The organism is Streptomyces viridiviolaceus, from assembly GCF_014650995.1.
GTDB classification, from domain to species: Bacteria; Actinomycetota; Actinomycetes; order Streptomycetales; family Streptomycetaceae; genus Streptomyces; species Streptomyces viridiviolaceus.
Genome location: NZ_BMWA01000007.1, coordinates 18,939 through 33,799, shown reverse-complemented (window position 1 = coordinate 33,799; position 14,861 = coordinate 18,939). Strand labels below are relative to the sequence as shown.

The following is a 14,861-nucleotide window of genomic DNA, read 5'->3' as shown; positions in this document are numbered from 1 at the left end:
GGTCCGGATGCCCCACCACCGCGGCAGCACATCGGCACAGCGGGTGCCGGACGCCGACGGGTCCGGTCGGTCAGGTCGTCTCCGCGCGGGTGGGCTCGGGCGTCGCCGTCCGGTCCGGGCCGCCGGTCGGGGGTGCGTCGGCGCGCACCAGGCCCCGCACCGCGGGTATCGCGAGCAGCGAAGCGCAGACGACGAAGCTCACCAGGCCGGCGACGAGCAGCACGTGGTCCGCGCCGAGGACCGAGGCGGCCGGGCCCGCGAGAGCCTGGCCGACGGGCATCATCGCGAGGGAGCCCGCCACGTCGTAGGCGTGGATGCGGTTGAGGACGTCGGGCGGCACCTGGGTCTGCACGCTGGTCGCCCACATCACGCCCCAGAAGGACATCCCCGCCCCGGCGACGGCCGCCCCGGCCGCCATGACCGGCACGTCGAGGCCGGCTCCGACGCTCGCCGGGAAGGCGGCGAACCCGATCAGGGCGATCGCACCGGCGCGGAGCATGCGGCGCGGCCGCAGCCGCAGCGCGATGAGTCCGCCGACGACGGTTCCCGCGCCCAGCGCCGAATTGACCAGGCCGTAGGCGCGCGGGCCGTGCTGCTGCACCACCTCGGTCGCCACCAGGGGGACGGTCGGTCCCCAGACGGCGATCATGTAGAGGCACCAGACGGCGATGACGGCCCACAGCCAGGTGCGGGAGCGGAACTCCCGCCATCCTTCGACCAGATCGGCGCGGAACGCCTTGGACCCGCGACCGGCGGCCCGGCTCTCCGGCGTCGGTGCGGGCAGCCGGAGCAGCAGCAGGCACACGGCGCTCACCGCGTACGTGGCGGCGTGGGCGGCGAAGACTCCCCCGGGCGAGGCGAAACCGACGAGGAGGCCGGCCACGGCGGGCCCCGCGAGCTGGGCGGCGGACTCGGCGACGCGTATGGCGCCGTTGGCGCCCTGGATGTCGGAGGCGAGCCGCGGCACGGTGCTGGCGACGCCGGGCTGGAACACGGCACCCGCGACGCCGTTGACGAATCCGATGGCGCAGATCTCCCACAGCACGACGTGCCCGGAGAAGAAGAGCGCGGCGGCCAGCGCCTGGGTGCCCAGCCGGACCAGGTCGGCCCCGATCATCAGCTTGCGCGTGCTGAAGCGGTCGGCGATCACCCCGCCGAAGACGACGAGCCCGGCGAACGCGGCGGCCGTCGCGGCCATGGCCAGGCCGACCGCACCGGCCCCGTACCCGTGCTGGAGCAGCCCGGCGGCGAGTGCGACGGGCAGCATGGTGTCGCCGAGCCGGGCGACGGCCCGCGCGACGAAGAAGAGTGCGAAGTCCCGCGACCAGACGGGCCGTTGCCCTTCCCTTCGCGCCCCGTTCCGTGAGGACTGCGATGCCGTCCCGGCCATCCCGCGCGCTCCCCTCCCCGGCCGGTCCCCACCGGCCCCGCGTGATCATCCCGCTCGGTTCCTGGCAGCCGGAGCCCCCCTCCGGCCCCGGCTGCCACGCATGTCCTCGGATCATGCCACGGGGCACCGACAACGCCCGAAGGGTTTTCAGCCGCCGGTCGGCAGTCCCAGTCGGGGGTGGGCCTGAAGCAGCCGGGTCGGGGCCGCCTGGCGCCAGGAGTCGGCGAGGATGTCACGCAGTTCCTCCTCGCCGTCGAGGGCTGCGAGCCGGGCCCGCACCCACGCGAACTGGGCCTCGTGGTCGGCGATCCAGAACTTCTCCGGCTCGGCCAGCACCAGTTCCTCGCGCTCCTCCTTCGGGCAGCGCACCGCCATGGAGGTCTCGTCCTCGGGCAGCGTGGCGAACATCTTCCCGGCCACCCGGAACGTGGGCATGCTCCAGGCGATCTTCTCCGTCGTGTCCGGCAGGGACAGGGCGATACGGCGTACGTCTTCGGCGTCCGGCATGTCAGGCACCGTAGCCGCTGCCACTGACAGTCACCCGCCGGCCGTGGCGGCACCGATCCGTTTGAAGTAGAGGGTGGTCGGGCGCAGCGCTCCGGCGGGGTTCGCCGCGTAGTCGGGGATCGTTCCCACGGGGGTCCACCCGGCGGAGCGGTACAGGTGTTCGGCGGGGCTGTCGGTCTCGGTGTCCAGGTGGAGCAGGGTGATGCCGGCCGCCGCGGCGGCCTCCTCGGCGACGGTCAGGAGCGTGCGGCCGAGGCCCCGTCCGCGGGCCCCGCGGCCCACCATGAGTTTGACCAGTTCGGCGCGGTGACCGCTGTTGGGCTTGTCGGGCAGGGCGAGACCGACGGTCCCGGTCACCCGCCCTTCCTCTCGCGCCACCCATACGGCGAGCTGCCCGGCGGCCACGGCGGCGGCGCGGCCGCGCCACCAGGCGACGGCCTCGGCACGGTCGAGCGGTGCGAGGAAGCCGACCGAGGCACCGCCGTCCACGGTGTCGGTCAGCAGGTCGGCCAGGTCCTCCGCGAGTGCGGCCAGCCGGACGTCGTCGAGCCGGGTCACGGTCACGGCAGCACCACCGCCAGCACGTACCGTGCGTCCTCGGGCCCGGCGCAGCGGAACCGGGTCGGCCCCCACACCCGCAGGCGCAGGCAGTCACCGGTGCCCAGACGGTGCTCGACGTCCTGTGCCGTCACTTCCAGGGCGCCTTCCAGGACCCAGATGTGCTGCTCGAGGCCGGCCACGGGCGGCCGGTCGTAGGCGATGTCGGCGCCGGCGGCGAGCCGTCCCTCGACGAGTTCGCCGCGCAGCCCGGCGTGCGGCGGGGACACCGAGCGCCGTACGAATCCGGCGGACCGGTCCTCCCACAGCGGCTGCTCGGCGGCCCGTACCAGCAGCGCGGGTTCCGCCTCGACCTCGCTGAGCAGCCGCGACATGGTCCGACCGTAGACGGCGCACAGGCGGTTCAGCAGCGATGCGGTGGGGCTGATCTCCGCCCGCTCGGCGCGGGAGAGGGTGGAGCGGCTCACGCCGCTGCGCTCGGCCAGCTCGCCGAGCGACCAGCCGCGTTCGGCCCGCAGCTCGGCCAGGCGGGCGGCGAGCCGGGCGTCGACGGGGTCCGGGCCGGCGCCGGGCCCGCTGCCGGCCCCGGCCTCCGTCCCGCCAGGAGTCCGTGTCACATCCGGGATGCTATCCCATATCAGAGACGCCCAAGGTGGTTCCGGTCTATCGCTCGGCGACCGACTCCAGCGCCTCCAGCACCGGGCGGATCAGCGGATGCCCTTCGGCTCCCCGGCGTACGGCCGCGAAGACCCGGCGGGTGGGCGCGACCCCGTCGACCGGGCGGACCACCACACCGGTCAGGTCCATCCCGAGCAGCGCCGAGCGGGGCACGAGGGCCACGCCCGCGTCGGCCGAGGCCAGCGCCACCACCGCCCGGAAATCGTCCGAGGAGTGTTCCAGCCGGGGCTGGAAGCCGGCGCTCTCGCAGGCCAGGACCACCACGTCATGGCAGGGATTGCCGGGGTAGGGGCCGATCCACGGGTCCTTGGCCAGCTCGGCGAGCGGCACCTCGCCTGCGTCGGCGAGACGGTGGGTCACCGGGACGACCGCGTCGAACGGCTCGGCGTACAGCGGCACGTGGGTCAGCCGCGGATCGTCGGCGGACGGTGCCCCGCGGTACTCGACGGCCACGGCCACGTCGACCTGCCGGTCCAGCACCATCGGCAGGCTGGCGTCGCCCTCGGCGTCCTGGACGCGGATGCGGATGCCGGGCGCGGTCCCGGCGAGGCGGGCCACCGCGGGCGCCACGACCAGGGCGATGCCGGTCGCGAAGGAGGCGACGGTGACCGTACCCGCCTCGCCCGAGCCGTACGCGGCCAGCTCGGCCTCGGCCCGCTCCAGCTGGGCGAGGACGGCGTTGGTGTGGCTGAGCAGGATCTCGCCGGCCGGGGTCAGCCGTACGCCCTTGGCGCCGCGCTCGACCAGGCGGTGGCCGGTCTCCTGCTCCAGGGCGGTCAGCTGCTGGGAGACCGCCGACGGCGTGAGGTACAGCGCGGCGGCAGCCGCGGTGACCGTGCGGTGGTCGGCCACCGCACGGAGGATGTGCAGCCGCCGCGCCTCGATCATGGGATCGATTCTCTCAGGTCAGGCGTCCAGCTCCGCGCGGGCGGCCACGAAGGCGTCCACCGCGCGGTCGACGTCCTCGGTGGAGTGGGCGGCGGACAGCTGCACGCGGATGCGGGCCTGGCCCTGCGGGACGACCGGGTAGGAGAAGCCGATCACGTACACCCCGCGCTCCAGCAGCAGCTCCGCCATGCGGCCCGCCCGCGCCGCGTCGCCGATCATGACCGGGGCGATGGCGTGGTCGCCGGGCAGGACGTCGAAGCCCTCCTCGGTCATCCGGCGGCGGAACAGGGCGGTGTTCTCGGCCAGCCGGACCCGAAGGTCGTCCGCCGACTCCAGCAGGTCGAGCACCTTGAGCGACGCGGCGGCGATCACCGGGGCCAGCGTGTTGGAGAACAGGTACGGCCGGGAGCGCTGGCGCAGCAGGGCGACGATCTCGGCGCGGGCGGCGACGTAGCCGCCGGAGGCACCGCCGAGCGCCTTGCCGAGGGTGCCGGTGATGATGTCGACGCGGTCCATGACGCCGTGCAGCTCGGGGGTGCCGCGGCCGCCGGGGCCGACGAAGCCGACGGCGTGCGAGTCGTCGACCATGACCATGGCGTCGTAGCGGTCGGCCAGGTCGCAGATCTCGCTGAGCGGGGCCACATAGCCGTCCATGGAGAAGACGCCGTCGGTGACGACGAGGCGGCGGCGGGCGTCGGAGGCGTCCTTGAGCTGCCGTTCCAGGTCGGCGAGGTCGCGGTTGGCGTAGCGGAAGCGGCGGGCCTTGGACAGGCGGATTCCGTCGATGATCGAGGCGTGGTTCAGCGCGTCGGAGATCACCGCGTCCTCGGGTCCGAGGAGGGTCTCGAAGACACCGCCGTTGGCGTCGAAGCAGGAGGAGTACAGGATCGTGTCCTCCTGGCCGAGGAACGCCGACAGGCGGGCCTCCAGCTCCTTGTGGACCTCCTGGGTGCCGCAGATGAAGCGCACGGACGCCATGCCGTATCCCCAGCGGTCCAGGGCCTCGTGGGCGGCGGCGATCACCTCGGGGTGGTCGGCGAGGCCGAGGTAGTTGTTGGCGCAGAAGTTCAGCACCTCGCCGGGACGGCCGCCGGCGGTGACGTTCACCGTCGCCGACTGCGGGGTGCCGATCACGCGCTCGGGCTTGTGCAGGCCGGCGGCGCGGATCTCGTCGAGGGTGGCGCGCAGGTCGTCGCGCACGGAGTCGAACATGAGAAGTGCTCCTAGAGGTGCAGGGTGACTTACGCGGTCCAGTCGAGGATGACCTTGCCGCCCTTGCCGCTCGCGGCATCGGCGAACGCCGCCTCGAAGTCGCGGTGGCCGTAGCGGCCGGTGATCACGGGGGCGAGGTCGAGGCCGCCCTCCAGCAGCACCGACATCGCGTACCAGGTCTCGAACATCTCGCGGCCGTAGATGCCCTTGATGGTGATCATCGAGGTGACGATCCGGGCCCAGTCGACCGGGAACTCCTCGGACGGCAGGCCGAGCACGGCGATCCGGCCGCCGTGCGTCATGTTGGCGATCATGTCGCGCATCGCCTCGGGACGGCCGGACATCTCCAGGCCGATGTCGAAGCCCTCGCGCAGGCCCAGCTCCCGCTGCCCGTCGGCGATCGTGGCCCGCGACACGTTCAGCGCGAGGCTCGCGCCGACCTTGCGGGCCAGCTCCAGGCGCTCCTCGCTGACGTCGGTGATCACGACGTTGCGCGCCCCGGCGTGCCGGGCGACCGCCGCGGCCATGAGACCGATCGGGCCGGCGCCCGTGATGAGGACGTCCTCGCCGACCAGCGGGAAGGACAGGGCGGTGTGCACGGCGTTGCCGAACGGGTCGAAGATCGCGGCGACGTCGAGGTCGACGGGGACGCGGTGCGCCCAGACGTTGGACGCGGGCAGGGCGACGTACTCGGCGAACGCCCCGTCCCGGCCGACGCCGAGCCCGACCGTGGCCCGGCACAGGTGCCGCCGTCCGGCCAGGCAGTTGCGGCACTTGCCGCACACGAGGTGGCCCTCGCCGCTGACCAGGTCGCCGGTCTTGACGTCGGTGACGTCCCGGCCGGTCTCGACGACCTCGCCGACGAACTCGTGCCCGACGACGAGCGGGGTGCGGATGGTCTGCTGCGCCCAGCCGTCCCAGTTCCGGATGTGCAGGTCGGTGCCGCAGATGCCGGTACGCAGCACCTTGATGAGGACGTCGCCGGGTCCGACGGCGGGCTCGGGGACGTCTGCGAGCCACAGCCCGGGCTCCGCCTTCTGCTTGACCAGCGCCTTCAACGCTACGGCTCCTGACGGGTGTGATCCCGGCGCCGGGCATGCCGAAGGAGCCCGTGTCCGGGGAGGGGAGTGGAATCGCACAGCAATCTGCCGTACGACCCCGCCCCGGGTCCATCGAGCTTTTCTTAACCGCGGTAGCAGCTTTCCTTCACGCCGATCGCCGCGCCCGTCACACCGGTCCGGTGCGGCCGCTCACGGCGGGAGCCCGTCGTCCGCGCTGTGTTCGAGTCGCCGCACCAGGTCCGCCGCCGTCGACTTGATGGTCTCCAGCCCCGGCCTCCCCCACGTCCTCGGCCGCACGTCGGCGGTGGCGACCGTGCCCAGCACGGTGCCGGTGCTGTCGATGAGCGGAGCACCGAGATAGGAGCGGATGCCGAACTCGTCGACGACCGGGTTGCCGGCGAACCGCGGGTAGTCGCGCACGTCCTCCAGCACCAGCGCCTTGCGCCGGGCCACCACGTGGGGGCAGAAGCCGTGGTCGCGGGGCTGGACGCGGCCGAACTCGGGGACGGTGCCGTCGCCGCGGGTGACCGGCGCGACCTCGGGCACGTGCAGGCCCGCGAAGAACTGCCCGTTCTCGACGAGGAAGTTGACCATGGCGTACGGCGCCCGGGCATATCCGGCGAGCTGGTCCGCGAAGGCGTCGAGGGCGGGTTCCGGACGCTCCCCCAGTCCGAGCCGGCGCAGCCGTCGCACCCGGGCGGGGACCTCCCGGTCCTCGGGCGTGAGCAGCAGACGTCCGACCGGGCGCGGCGGGTCGTAGCTCATGGGCGCGCTCCGTCGCTGTGGGCGTGCGTCATATGCGGCTCCGTGGCGGTGTGTGCGGGGATCACCTGTGGGCGCCGTACCCCGTCGCGGGGGCCGGTGTGTGGGCGATCAGATGGCGTACGAGGGTCAGCAGGGTCTGCACCCCGGAGCTGGAGATCCGGGCGTCGCAGCACACGACGGGGATCTCCGGCGGGAGGTCGATGGCGGCGCGCACCTCCTCGGGGTCGTAGCGGTGGGCGCCGTCGAACTCGTTGACCGCGACGATGAAGCCAAGGCCGCGTTCCTCGAAGAAGTCGACGGCCGCGAAGGACTCCTCCAGCCTGCGCGTGTCGGCGATGATCACCGCACCGAGGGCGCCCGCGCACAGCTCGTCCCACATGAACCAGAACCGTTCCTGGCCGGGCGTGCCGAACAGGTACAGCACGTGGTCCCGGTCGAGGGTGATGCGGCCGAAGTCCATGGCCACGGTGGTCTCGAGTTTGTTCTCGATTCCGTCGAGGTTGTCGGTGGCGGCGCCGACCGTGGTGAGCAGTTCCTCCGTGCTCAGCGGCGCGATCTCGCTGACCGCGCCGACGAAGGTCGTCTTGCCCACCCCGAACCCGCCCGCGACCAGGATCTTCAGCGCGGTCGGGAACGGGTCGTCGCCGTGGCCGGGTCCGTCGGGGCGACCGGATCCGTGGCCGTAGTCAGAGCTGTCGTCGTAGTCCATCGAGCACTGCCTCCAGAAGGGCCCGGTCCGTGGGGTTGTGGTGGAACGCGGGGGGCTTGGTCGTCAGCGCCCCGCAGTCGACGAGGTCCGACAGCAGCACCTTGGTGACCGCGACCGGCAGCCTCAGATGGGCAGCGACCTCGGCGACCGGGAGGGGCGCGCGGCACAGGTCGAGCGCCTGCGCGTGCTCGGGGCCGAGATGGCCGAGGGGCGTGGCCCCGGTGGCCATCACCTGCGACATCAGGTCGAGTGCGACGGTGGGCCGGGTCCGGCCGTTGCTGACGGTGAAGGGGCGCACCAGCCGTCCGGCCGCGTCGTCGAGCCAGGGCCCGTCGCCGGCCGCGGCCACCGTCAAGGCCTCATCGCCGAGGGTTCGACGGCGTGTTGCCGGGGCGCGGTGACCAGGTAGGGGCGGACGCTCTTGACGAGCATGGCCATCTCGTAGCCGAGCACGGCCGCGTCGGCCTCGCGTCCGGCGAGCACGGCGAGGCAGGTGCCGGAGCCGGCGGTGGTCACGAACAGCAGGGTCGAGTCGAGTTCGACGACGACCTGCCGCACCTCCCCGCCGTCGCCGAAGCGGACGCCGGCGCTTCGGCCGAGGGAGTACAGGCCGGAGGCCAGGGCGGCCATGTGGTCGGCGCTGTCCGCGTCGAGGCCGTGGACGGATTTCACGAGGCCGTCGCAGGACAGGAGTACGGCGCTCGTGGTGTGCGGTACGCGCTGCACGAGGCCGCTCATCAGCCAGTCGAGGTCGGATACATGGCCGGTCGGCGCGTCGCTCGCCATGGTGGATCGACTCCTTGGGGTACGAAGGTCTGCGCGAGCGCAGGTCGTGGGGGTGGGGGTGGGAACGTGGGTGGTCATCCGGCCGGTGCGCTCCCGTCGTGCCGGACGGTGTGGTCGGTGCGGGGCACGGGCGCGCGGTGCCCTTCGGTGCGGGCCGGCTCGGTGGGGACGGGCTGGAGGTGAGCGGCCGACCGCGGGTGACTCGTGTCCCTGTCGCTCGTCTCCAGTTGCTGCTGGGCCTCGGCGAGGCCGATGCCTCGCTGGAAGGCCGCCATCAGGCCGGGGTCGTGACCGACGTGGTCCTCGGTGTCCTGGCGCGGCGCGGGACCGCCGCGCAGTTGGGGTGCGATGTGCTCCTGGGCGCGGCGCCTGGGCAGTTGGGGCTTGCCCATGGTGCCGCGTACCGCGGTGTGCCGAGGGACGGGCGGCGTGGCCGCGTGCTCGGCGAGCGCGCTCCGGTCGTCGGCTCGGATGCCTGGCGCGGCCGCGGCCGGATTGGGCCGGTCCTCGTGGGCGCCGCGCACGGGCAGCGGCACGGGGCCGCCGCCGTTCGCCGCCGGGGCCGACGGCCGGGCCGGTGGGGTGTCGGGCGGGGTCTGCCGCGGCTGCCGGGCCGGTGGTACGGCGGCCGGTGCCGCGGTGATGCCGTGCGGGCCGGGTCCGGACGGGGACACGGGCTGCCGCTGCTGCGGGGGCGGTACGGGTGTCGGCGCGGCACCGGTGAGGTCCTGCGGCTTTGCCGCGGCCGTGGGACTGCCCGGCTCGGCGCCCAACAGGGCCTGCGGTACGACCAGTACGGCCTGCACTCCGCCGTAGATGTTGGTCTGCAGGCGGACGGTGATGCCGTGCCGCTTGGCGAGCTGGGAGACGACGAACAGTCCGATGCGCCCGTCCGCCAGCAGCCGGGCGACGTTGACCTGGTCGGGATCGGCGAGGAGGGCGTTCATCCGGTCCTGTTCGCCGACGGGCATCCCGAGTCCGCGGTCCTCGACCTCGACCGCGAGCCCCGAGGTGACGAGGGTGGCGCGGAGCAGCACCTGGGTGTGCGGTGCGGAGAACAGGGTCGCGTTCTCGACGAGTTCGGCCAGCAGGTGGATGACGTCGGCGACGGCGTGACCGCGCAGGGTGCCGTCGATCGGCGGGACGAGCCTGACCCGCGAGTACTGCTCGACCTCGGCGATGGCCGAGCGCAGCACCTCGTTCATGGGGACCGGGTTGCTCCACTGGCGGCGGGAGACGGCGCCGCCGAGCACGGCGAGGTTCTCGGCGTGGCGGCGGATGCGGGTGGCGAGGTGGTCGACGTGGAAGAGGCCCTTGAGCAGGTCGGGGTCCTCGATCTCGTTCTCCAGCTCGTCCAGGATGGAGATCTCCCGGTGCACCAGCGACTGCAGCCGCCGGGCGAGGTTGAGGAAGACCTCCAGCTTCTGTTCGCTGCTCGCCTGGCTGGAGAGCTGGGCGGCCTGCACGACGGCGGTGACGGCGCCGTCGTGCGCGCGGGCCAGGTCGGCGGCGAGCAGTTCGAAGTCGTCGGCGTCCGCGGCGGGTGCGCGGCGCGCTGTGCGCTGGGGCGGACCCTCGCCTCGGCGCAACGCCTCCACGAGGGCGCGCAGATCGCCCTCTCCGCGCGCGGTGCTGCGGCGCAGGGCGCCGACGCGGTCGTGCACGGTCCTGGCGGCGCGGTCGGCGGCGACGGCGGCGATGGCCACGGCCGCGAGGGTCACCGAGGTGGCGCCGGCGAGCACGCCCCACAGGGTGGGTCCGGGTCCGACGCCCGTCGACCGGACGGTGAACAGGACGGCCGCGCAGGCGCTGAGGGCGACCGCGACGGGTGGCAGCACGGCGAGGCGCAGCAGTTGGGACCGTATGTGGGTCTCGGGCAGCGCGGGGGCGGTGCGGACGGCCGGCCGGCCGTGCCGCCCGCCCTCACGGCGGTCTGCGCGCGCGGCGGGGGCGCGGAGGTGAGACATCGGTGTCCTTGTAGCTGGTCCGTCGGGCCTGGGTGCTCGCGCGTGGTGCGCCACGCGGGCATGCGCCATCGCGGTGTCGGCCGAGGGACCGGAGATCCGGCCCGTGTCGCCCGACGGACACTGACAGTAGTCGCCTGCGCATCATGTGCGGTGGGCAGTTGCCAAACTCCCCCGGTGAGCGTCCCGCTCTGGTATGACGCCTCGTACGACAGACCGATGAGCCGCTGAAGTACTCGTTCCGGAAGGGCGTGCAACCTGTCGGAACCGATCAGAAAATGTCACCGTCGGTGACGGGAACGAGACGTCGCGGGAGCGGCGACGGGGCGCCACCCCGAGGGATGGCGCCCCGCCTCCGTGTCTTCGCCTCCGGTCAGTCGGCCGGCGTCAGCGCGACCTCGGCGCTGCCCGACAGGGACGGCAGGCCGTCCGGCGGAGAGTCCTTGTAGGTGGCGTTGAAGACCGCCTTCAGGTTGTCCGCACCGGTGTGACCGCCGTCCACGAACGTCTTGAACGATCCGGAGCAGCCGTTGCTCGAGGAGAGCGGGTGGCCGTGCGAGTCGTGGCCGAGGATGAACGAGACGGTGACCCGCGAGCAGTCCACCGGCTGGTCGTCGGTGACGTTGACCTCCCAGGTGACCGTGTCACCCCAGTGGAACGCCGTGCCGCCGTGCGGAGCCGGGTCGGTGGTGAGGGAGACGACCGGCGCCTTGTTGCCGACCACGACGGGCACCGACGCTGAGGCCGAGCGTCCGGTGCTGTCGGTGACCTTCAGCGTGGCGTCGAAGACGGCGTTGTCGGTGAACGTGTGCTTCGGGTTGGCCTCCGTGGAGTCCACGGTGCCGTCGGCGTCGAAGTCCCAGGCATAGCTGAGGGCGTCACCGTCGGCGTCCTTCGTGCCGGCGCTGGAGAACTGGACCGTCAGCGGGCTGGTGCCGTTGGTCACGTCCGCGGCGACCTTGGGCTCCGGGGTGCGGTTGCCTCGCGTGTAGTCGATGCGGGCGAGCTGGGCCTCGGGCAGCTCCGCGAAGTACCCGGTGCCGTACTCGAGGACGTACAGCGCGCCGTCCGGGCCGAACTCGGCGTCGATCGGGCCGTCCGTGGTGATCGAGGGGATCGCGTCCTCGATCTTCGTGACCTCGTTCTTCCTGTCGAGGGTGATGGCCTTCATCTGGTCGCGGGTCCACTCGTAGAAGAGCGGCTTGCCGTCGAAGTACTCGGGCCAGCGGTTCGCGGCCTTGTTCCGCTTGTCGTAGTCGTACACCGGGCCGCCCATGGGGCCGATGCCGCCCGTGCCGAGGTCCGGGAACTCCTCCGAGGCGCCGTAGCCGTAGACGATCTCCGCGTCGGTGACCGGCGGCAGCTTGCCCAGGCCGGTGTTGTGGCGCGAGTCGTTGACCGGCTTGGCGCAGTCGAACGCGCCGCTCGACTTCTGGGTGGCGAAGTCGTAGTCCTGGTACGGCATGTCCTGGGTCACGCAGAACGGCCAGCCGTAGTTGGCGGGGCGGTCGATGACCATCCAGCGGCCGTGGCCGGCGGGGCCGCGGTCGGGGTTCGCCTGGTTGGCGTCGGGCGAGTAGTCGCCGACGTAGACCTCGCCGGTCTTGTCGTCCACCGCGAACCGGAAGGGGTTGCGCAGACCCATGGCGTAGATCTCGGGACGGGTCTTCGGGGTGCCCGGCGCGAAGAGGTTGCCGCGCGGCACCGAGTAGCTGCCGTCCCCCTTGACCTTGATGCGCAGGACCTTGCCGCGCAGGTCGTTGGTGTTGCCCGAGGTGCGCCGCGCGTCGTAGACCGGGTTGCGGTCGGCGCGGTCGTCGATGGGGGCGTAGCCGTCCGAGGCGAACGGGTTGGAGTCGTCACCGGTCGACAGGAACAGGTTGCCCTTGCCGTCGAAGTCGATCTTTCCGCCGACGTGGCAGCAGATGCCGCGGTCGGCCGGGACGTCGAGGATCTTCTGCTCGCTGTCGAAGTCGAGCTTGTTGCCCTCGAGCTTGAATCGCGAAAGCCGCGTGACCCCCTTGTACTTGGCGAAGTCCTCGGCCGTGCCGTACTCCGGCGCGTCGCCTTCGTTCACGCCCGCGGTGGCCGGGTCGTCCATGGGCGTGTCGAGGCGGGGCGAGTAGTAGAGGTAGACCCAGTGGTTCTTGCGGAAGCCGGGGTCGACGGCGATGCCCTGCACGCCCTCCTCGTCGTGCTGGTAGAGCCCGGCGGGGCTCTTCTTCATGTCGGCGGCGAGGAAGTTGACCCCGCTCTTCGGGTCGTGGATCCGGACCTCTCCCGTGCGTGCCGTGTGCAGCACGCGCGAGTCGGGCAGGACGGCGAGGGCCATGGGCTCGCCCGGGCGGTCGTTGAGGGTGACCTTCTGGAAGTTCGACTGGGCCGGCGGTGCGGGGTCCGATTTGGCCGCTTGGGCTGCGGACAGAGGCAGGAGCCCGACGGCTCCGGCCAGCGCCGCCGCCCCCGCGAGGGTGACGATCCGTCTGTTGCGCACTCAGAACTCCTCTGGTCTGGTCGGCGGCTGGACAGGAGTGGGGGCGTGGCCCCCCGCCGGCCACCGCGGCGTGACACGGTGAAAACGCGTGCGAAACAAGTCAGTTGGACGCTAGAGCGCCCACTTTCAACTCGTCAAGGACAAAGTTTCAACTTTCTCGGAGAAAGATGGTCCGGGTGCTCCAGGCGTTCTCGGGCACGCTCGGGCCGACCTGCCTCGCGCCAAGGGGGACGAGCAGGTCACGCCGGTGACTTGCCGTCAGCGGCGGTACGCAGAGACGCGATGTTGCCGTGGCCTCCTCCGGCGTAGGACTTCCGCCCTGCCCGGGGCCGCGTAGGATTCGAGCCTCGGGATCCGGCCCGTCTCGACGCCCGACTGACTTCGTGCTGGAGGCCAGATGAGCAGCGCCCTTCTCGTGATGGACGTCCAACGGGCCATCGTGGACATCGCCGACGACGGATCCGGATACCTGTCACGCCTGCGCAGGGCGATCGACGGGGCCCGGGCGGCGGGCATCCCCGTGATCTACGTGGTCATCGCGCTGCGTCCCGGCTTCCCGGAAGTCGGTACGCGCAACAGAGCTCTGGCTGCCGTCGCCCGAGCCGGCCTCTACGTCGAGGGGGCCCCAGGCACCGAGATCCACCCCGAGGTCGCGCCCCGGCAGGGCGACGTGGTGGTCACCAAGAGACGGGCGAGCGCCTTCTCGGGCAGCGATCTGGACGTGGTGCTCAGGGCACGCGGCATCGACAGTCTCGTGCTCACCGGCATCGCCACCAGCGCCGTGGTGCTGTCCACCCTGTGCCAGGCGAACGACCTGGACTTCGGCCTGACCGTCCTCTCCGACGCCTGCCTGGACACCGACCCGGAGGTGCACCGGGTCCTCGTCGAGCGACTGTTCCCGCAGTGGGCGGATGTCGTCGCCGTCGACGACTGGGTCAAGGCGATCGCACGTCACTGACGGCAGACCCGGTGGCGGACGACACCATGGTGTCGTCCGCCACCGGGTCTGCCGACCCGCCTCCACGGCCTCAGTCCCGAGTCAGTTCCCCTCGTTCTCGAAGGCGCGCAGCAAGTCGGCGGCGACGCTCACGGCAATGGTCGCGGGTTCCTTGCCGCTGATGTCGGCCAGCCCGATCGGGGTCTTGATCCGGTCGATGGCGGCCTCGTCGTGGCCCCCCTCGGTGGCGAGGCGCTTGCGGAACCGCACCCACTTGGCCGCCGACCCGATCAGGCCGATGGAGCCGAGATGATCGGTGCGCAGGGCGGCGTCGCACAGAGCGGCGTCCTCGGCGTGGTCATGGGTCATGATCAGCACGTGGGTGCCGCGTGGCAACTCCGCGAGTACCTCCTCGGGCAGCAGCGGTGTGTGATGCACGTGCACCTGCGCCACCGCGTCTGCCAGCACGTCGAGGCGTTCTTCGGTGAGGAGGTCCGAACGGCTGTCGATCAGGTGGAGGTCGAGGTCCTGGCGTGCCAGGATGCGCGCCAGTTCCAGCCCGACGTGCCCGACGCCGAAGATCGCCACCGCCCGTACCACCGGCAGCGGTTCGAGCAGCACCGAGACGGTGCCCCCGCAGCACTGCACGCCGTGCTGGTTGGTCACCTTGTCGTTCAGGGCGAAGTCGATCAGCTCCGGCTGCGGCCCGTACGCGGCGATCATCTCCCGGGCCCGATCGATCGCGACGGCCTCGACATTGCCGCCACCGATCGAGCCCCACGTCTCCGTCCGCCCCACGACGAGTTTCGCACCGGCGTCGCGCGGGGCGTGGCCGCGCACGGCCGCGACGGTCACCAGCACGCCGGGCTCCCGGCGTGCTCGCAACCGTGCGACCGCGGCGACCCACGTCAT

The 14,861-nt window shown here is 72.4% G+C and carries 15 protein-coding genes; 1 reads left to right on the top strand and 14 read right to left on the bottom strand.

Translation table 11 applies throughout. The features are described 5' to 3' along the window. Positions 1-70: 70 nt before the first annotated feature. From IE260_RS11270 to IE260_RS11210, 13 genes are all read right to left on the bottom strand, one after another. Positions 71-1,390, bottom strand: coding sequence for an MFS transporter (locus tag IE260_RS11270; protein ID WP_189870543.1), 1,320 nt, complete (start codon positions 1,388-1,390; stop codon positions 71-73). 147 nt (positions 1,391-1,537) lie between these two features. Continuing rightward, positions 1,538-1,897 (bottom strand): MmcQ/YjbR family DNA-binding protein, encoded by a 360-nt coding sequence (locus IE260_RS11265; RefSeq protein ID WP_189870541.1) that lies wholly within the window; start codon positions 1,895-1,897, stop codon positions 1,538-1,540. A 30-nt stretch (positions 1,898-1,927) separates the two neighbouring features. Beyond that, positions 1,928-2,461 carry a GNAT family N-acetyltransferase gene (locus IE260_RS11260; RefSeq protein WP_189870538.1) on the bottom strand — a complete coding sequence of 178 codons (534 nt, stop codon included), beginning with the start codon at positions 2,459-2,461 and terminating at the stop codon, positions 1,928-1,930. Beyond that, entirely contained in the window at positions 2,458-3,072 is a 615-nt protein-coding gene (locus IE260_RS11255) for a helix-turn-helix domain-containing protein (protein ID WP_189870536.1), read from the bottom strand. The genes IE260_RS11260 and IE260_RS11255 overlap by 4 nt, the downstream gene beginning before the upstream one ends. A gap of 46 nt (positions 3,073-3,118) precedes the next feature. Beyond that, positions 3,119-4,021: a LysR family transcriptional regulator gene (locus IE260_RS11250; RefSeq protein WP_189870534.1), complete on the bottom strand. Its 903-nt coding sequence runs from the start codon at positions 4,019-4,021 to the stop codon at positions 3,119-3,121. An 18-nt stretch (positions 4,022-4,039) separates the two neighbouring features. Continuing rightward, complete coding sequence (locus IE260_RS11245) at positions 4,040-5,233, bottom strand: glycine C-acetyltransferase (RefSeq protein ID WP_189870532.1); 1,194 nt, start codon at positions 5,231-5,233, stop codon at positions 4,040-4,042. A 29-nt stretch (positions 5,234-5,262) separates the two neighbouring features. Then, entirely contained in the window at positions 5,263-6,291 is a 1,029-nt protein-coding gene (gene tdh / locus IE260_RS11240) for an L-threonine 3-dehydrogenase (RefSeq protein ID WP_189870530.1), read from the bottom strand. 192 nt (positions 6,292-6,483) lie between these two features. After that, entirely contained in the window at positions 6,484-7,059 is a 576-nt protein-coding gene (locus IE260_RS11235) for a GAF domain-containing protein (protein ID WP_189870528.1), read from the bottom strand. 61 nt (positions 7,060-7,120) lie between these two features. After that, positions 7,121-7,768 (bottom strand): GTP-binding protein, encoded by a 648-nt coding sequence (locus IE260_RS11230; protein WP_189870527.1) that lies wholly within the window; start codon positions 7,766-7,768, stop codon positions 7,121-7,123. Beyond that, positions 7,746-8,117: a DUF742 domain-containing protein gene (locus IE260_RS11225; RefSeq protein WP_189870525.1), complete on the bottom strand. Its 372-nt coding sequence runs from the start codon at positions 8,115-8,117 to the stop codon at positions 7,746-7,748. Before IE260_RS11225 ends, IE260_RS11230 begins: the two co-directional genes overlap by 23 nt. Positions 8,118-8,119: 2 nt before the next feature. Beyond that, positions 8,120-8,554, bottom strand: coding sequence for a roadblock/LC7 domain-containing protein (locus tag IE260_RS11220; protein ID WP_189870522.1), 435 nt, complete (start codon positions 8,552-8,554; stop codon positions 8,120-8,122). 74 nt (positions 8,555-8,628) lie between these two features. Continuing rightward, positions 8,629-10,521 (bottom strand): sensor histidine kinase, encoded by a 1,893-nt coding sequence (locus IE260_RS11215; RefSeq protein WP_189870521.1) that lies wholly within the window; start codon positions 10,519-10,521, stop codon positions 8,629-8,631. Between the two features lie 370 nt (positions 10,522-10,891). Continuing rightward, positions 10,892-13,012, bottom strand: a complete 2,121-nt coding sequence (locus IE260_RS11210; protein WP_189870519.1) for a PQQ-dependent sugar dehydrogenase — start codon at positions 13,010-13,012, stop codon at positions 10,892-10,894. Positions 13,013-13,409: 397 nt separating this feature from the next. On the opposite strand from IE260_RS11210, the gene IE260_RS11205 reads away from it, so the two are divergent. After that, complete coding sequence (locus IE260_RS11205) at positions 13,410-13,970, top strand: cysteine hydrolase family protein (protein WP_189870517.1); 561 nt, start codon at positions 13,410-13,412, stop codon at positions 13,968-13,970. Between the two features lie 81 nt (positions 13,971-14,051). Here IE260_RS11205 and xdhC read toward each other — a convergent pair whose 3' ends face one another. Then, positions 14,052-14,861 (bottom strand): xanthine dehydrogenase accessory protein XdhC, encoded by an 810-nt coding sequence (gene xdhC / locus IE260_RS11200; RefSeq protein WP_189870983.1) that lies wholly within the window; start codon positions 14,859-14,861, stop codon positions 14,052-14,054.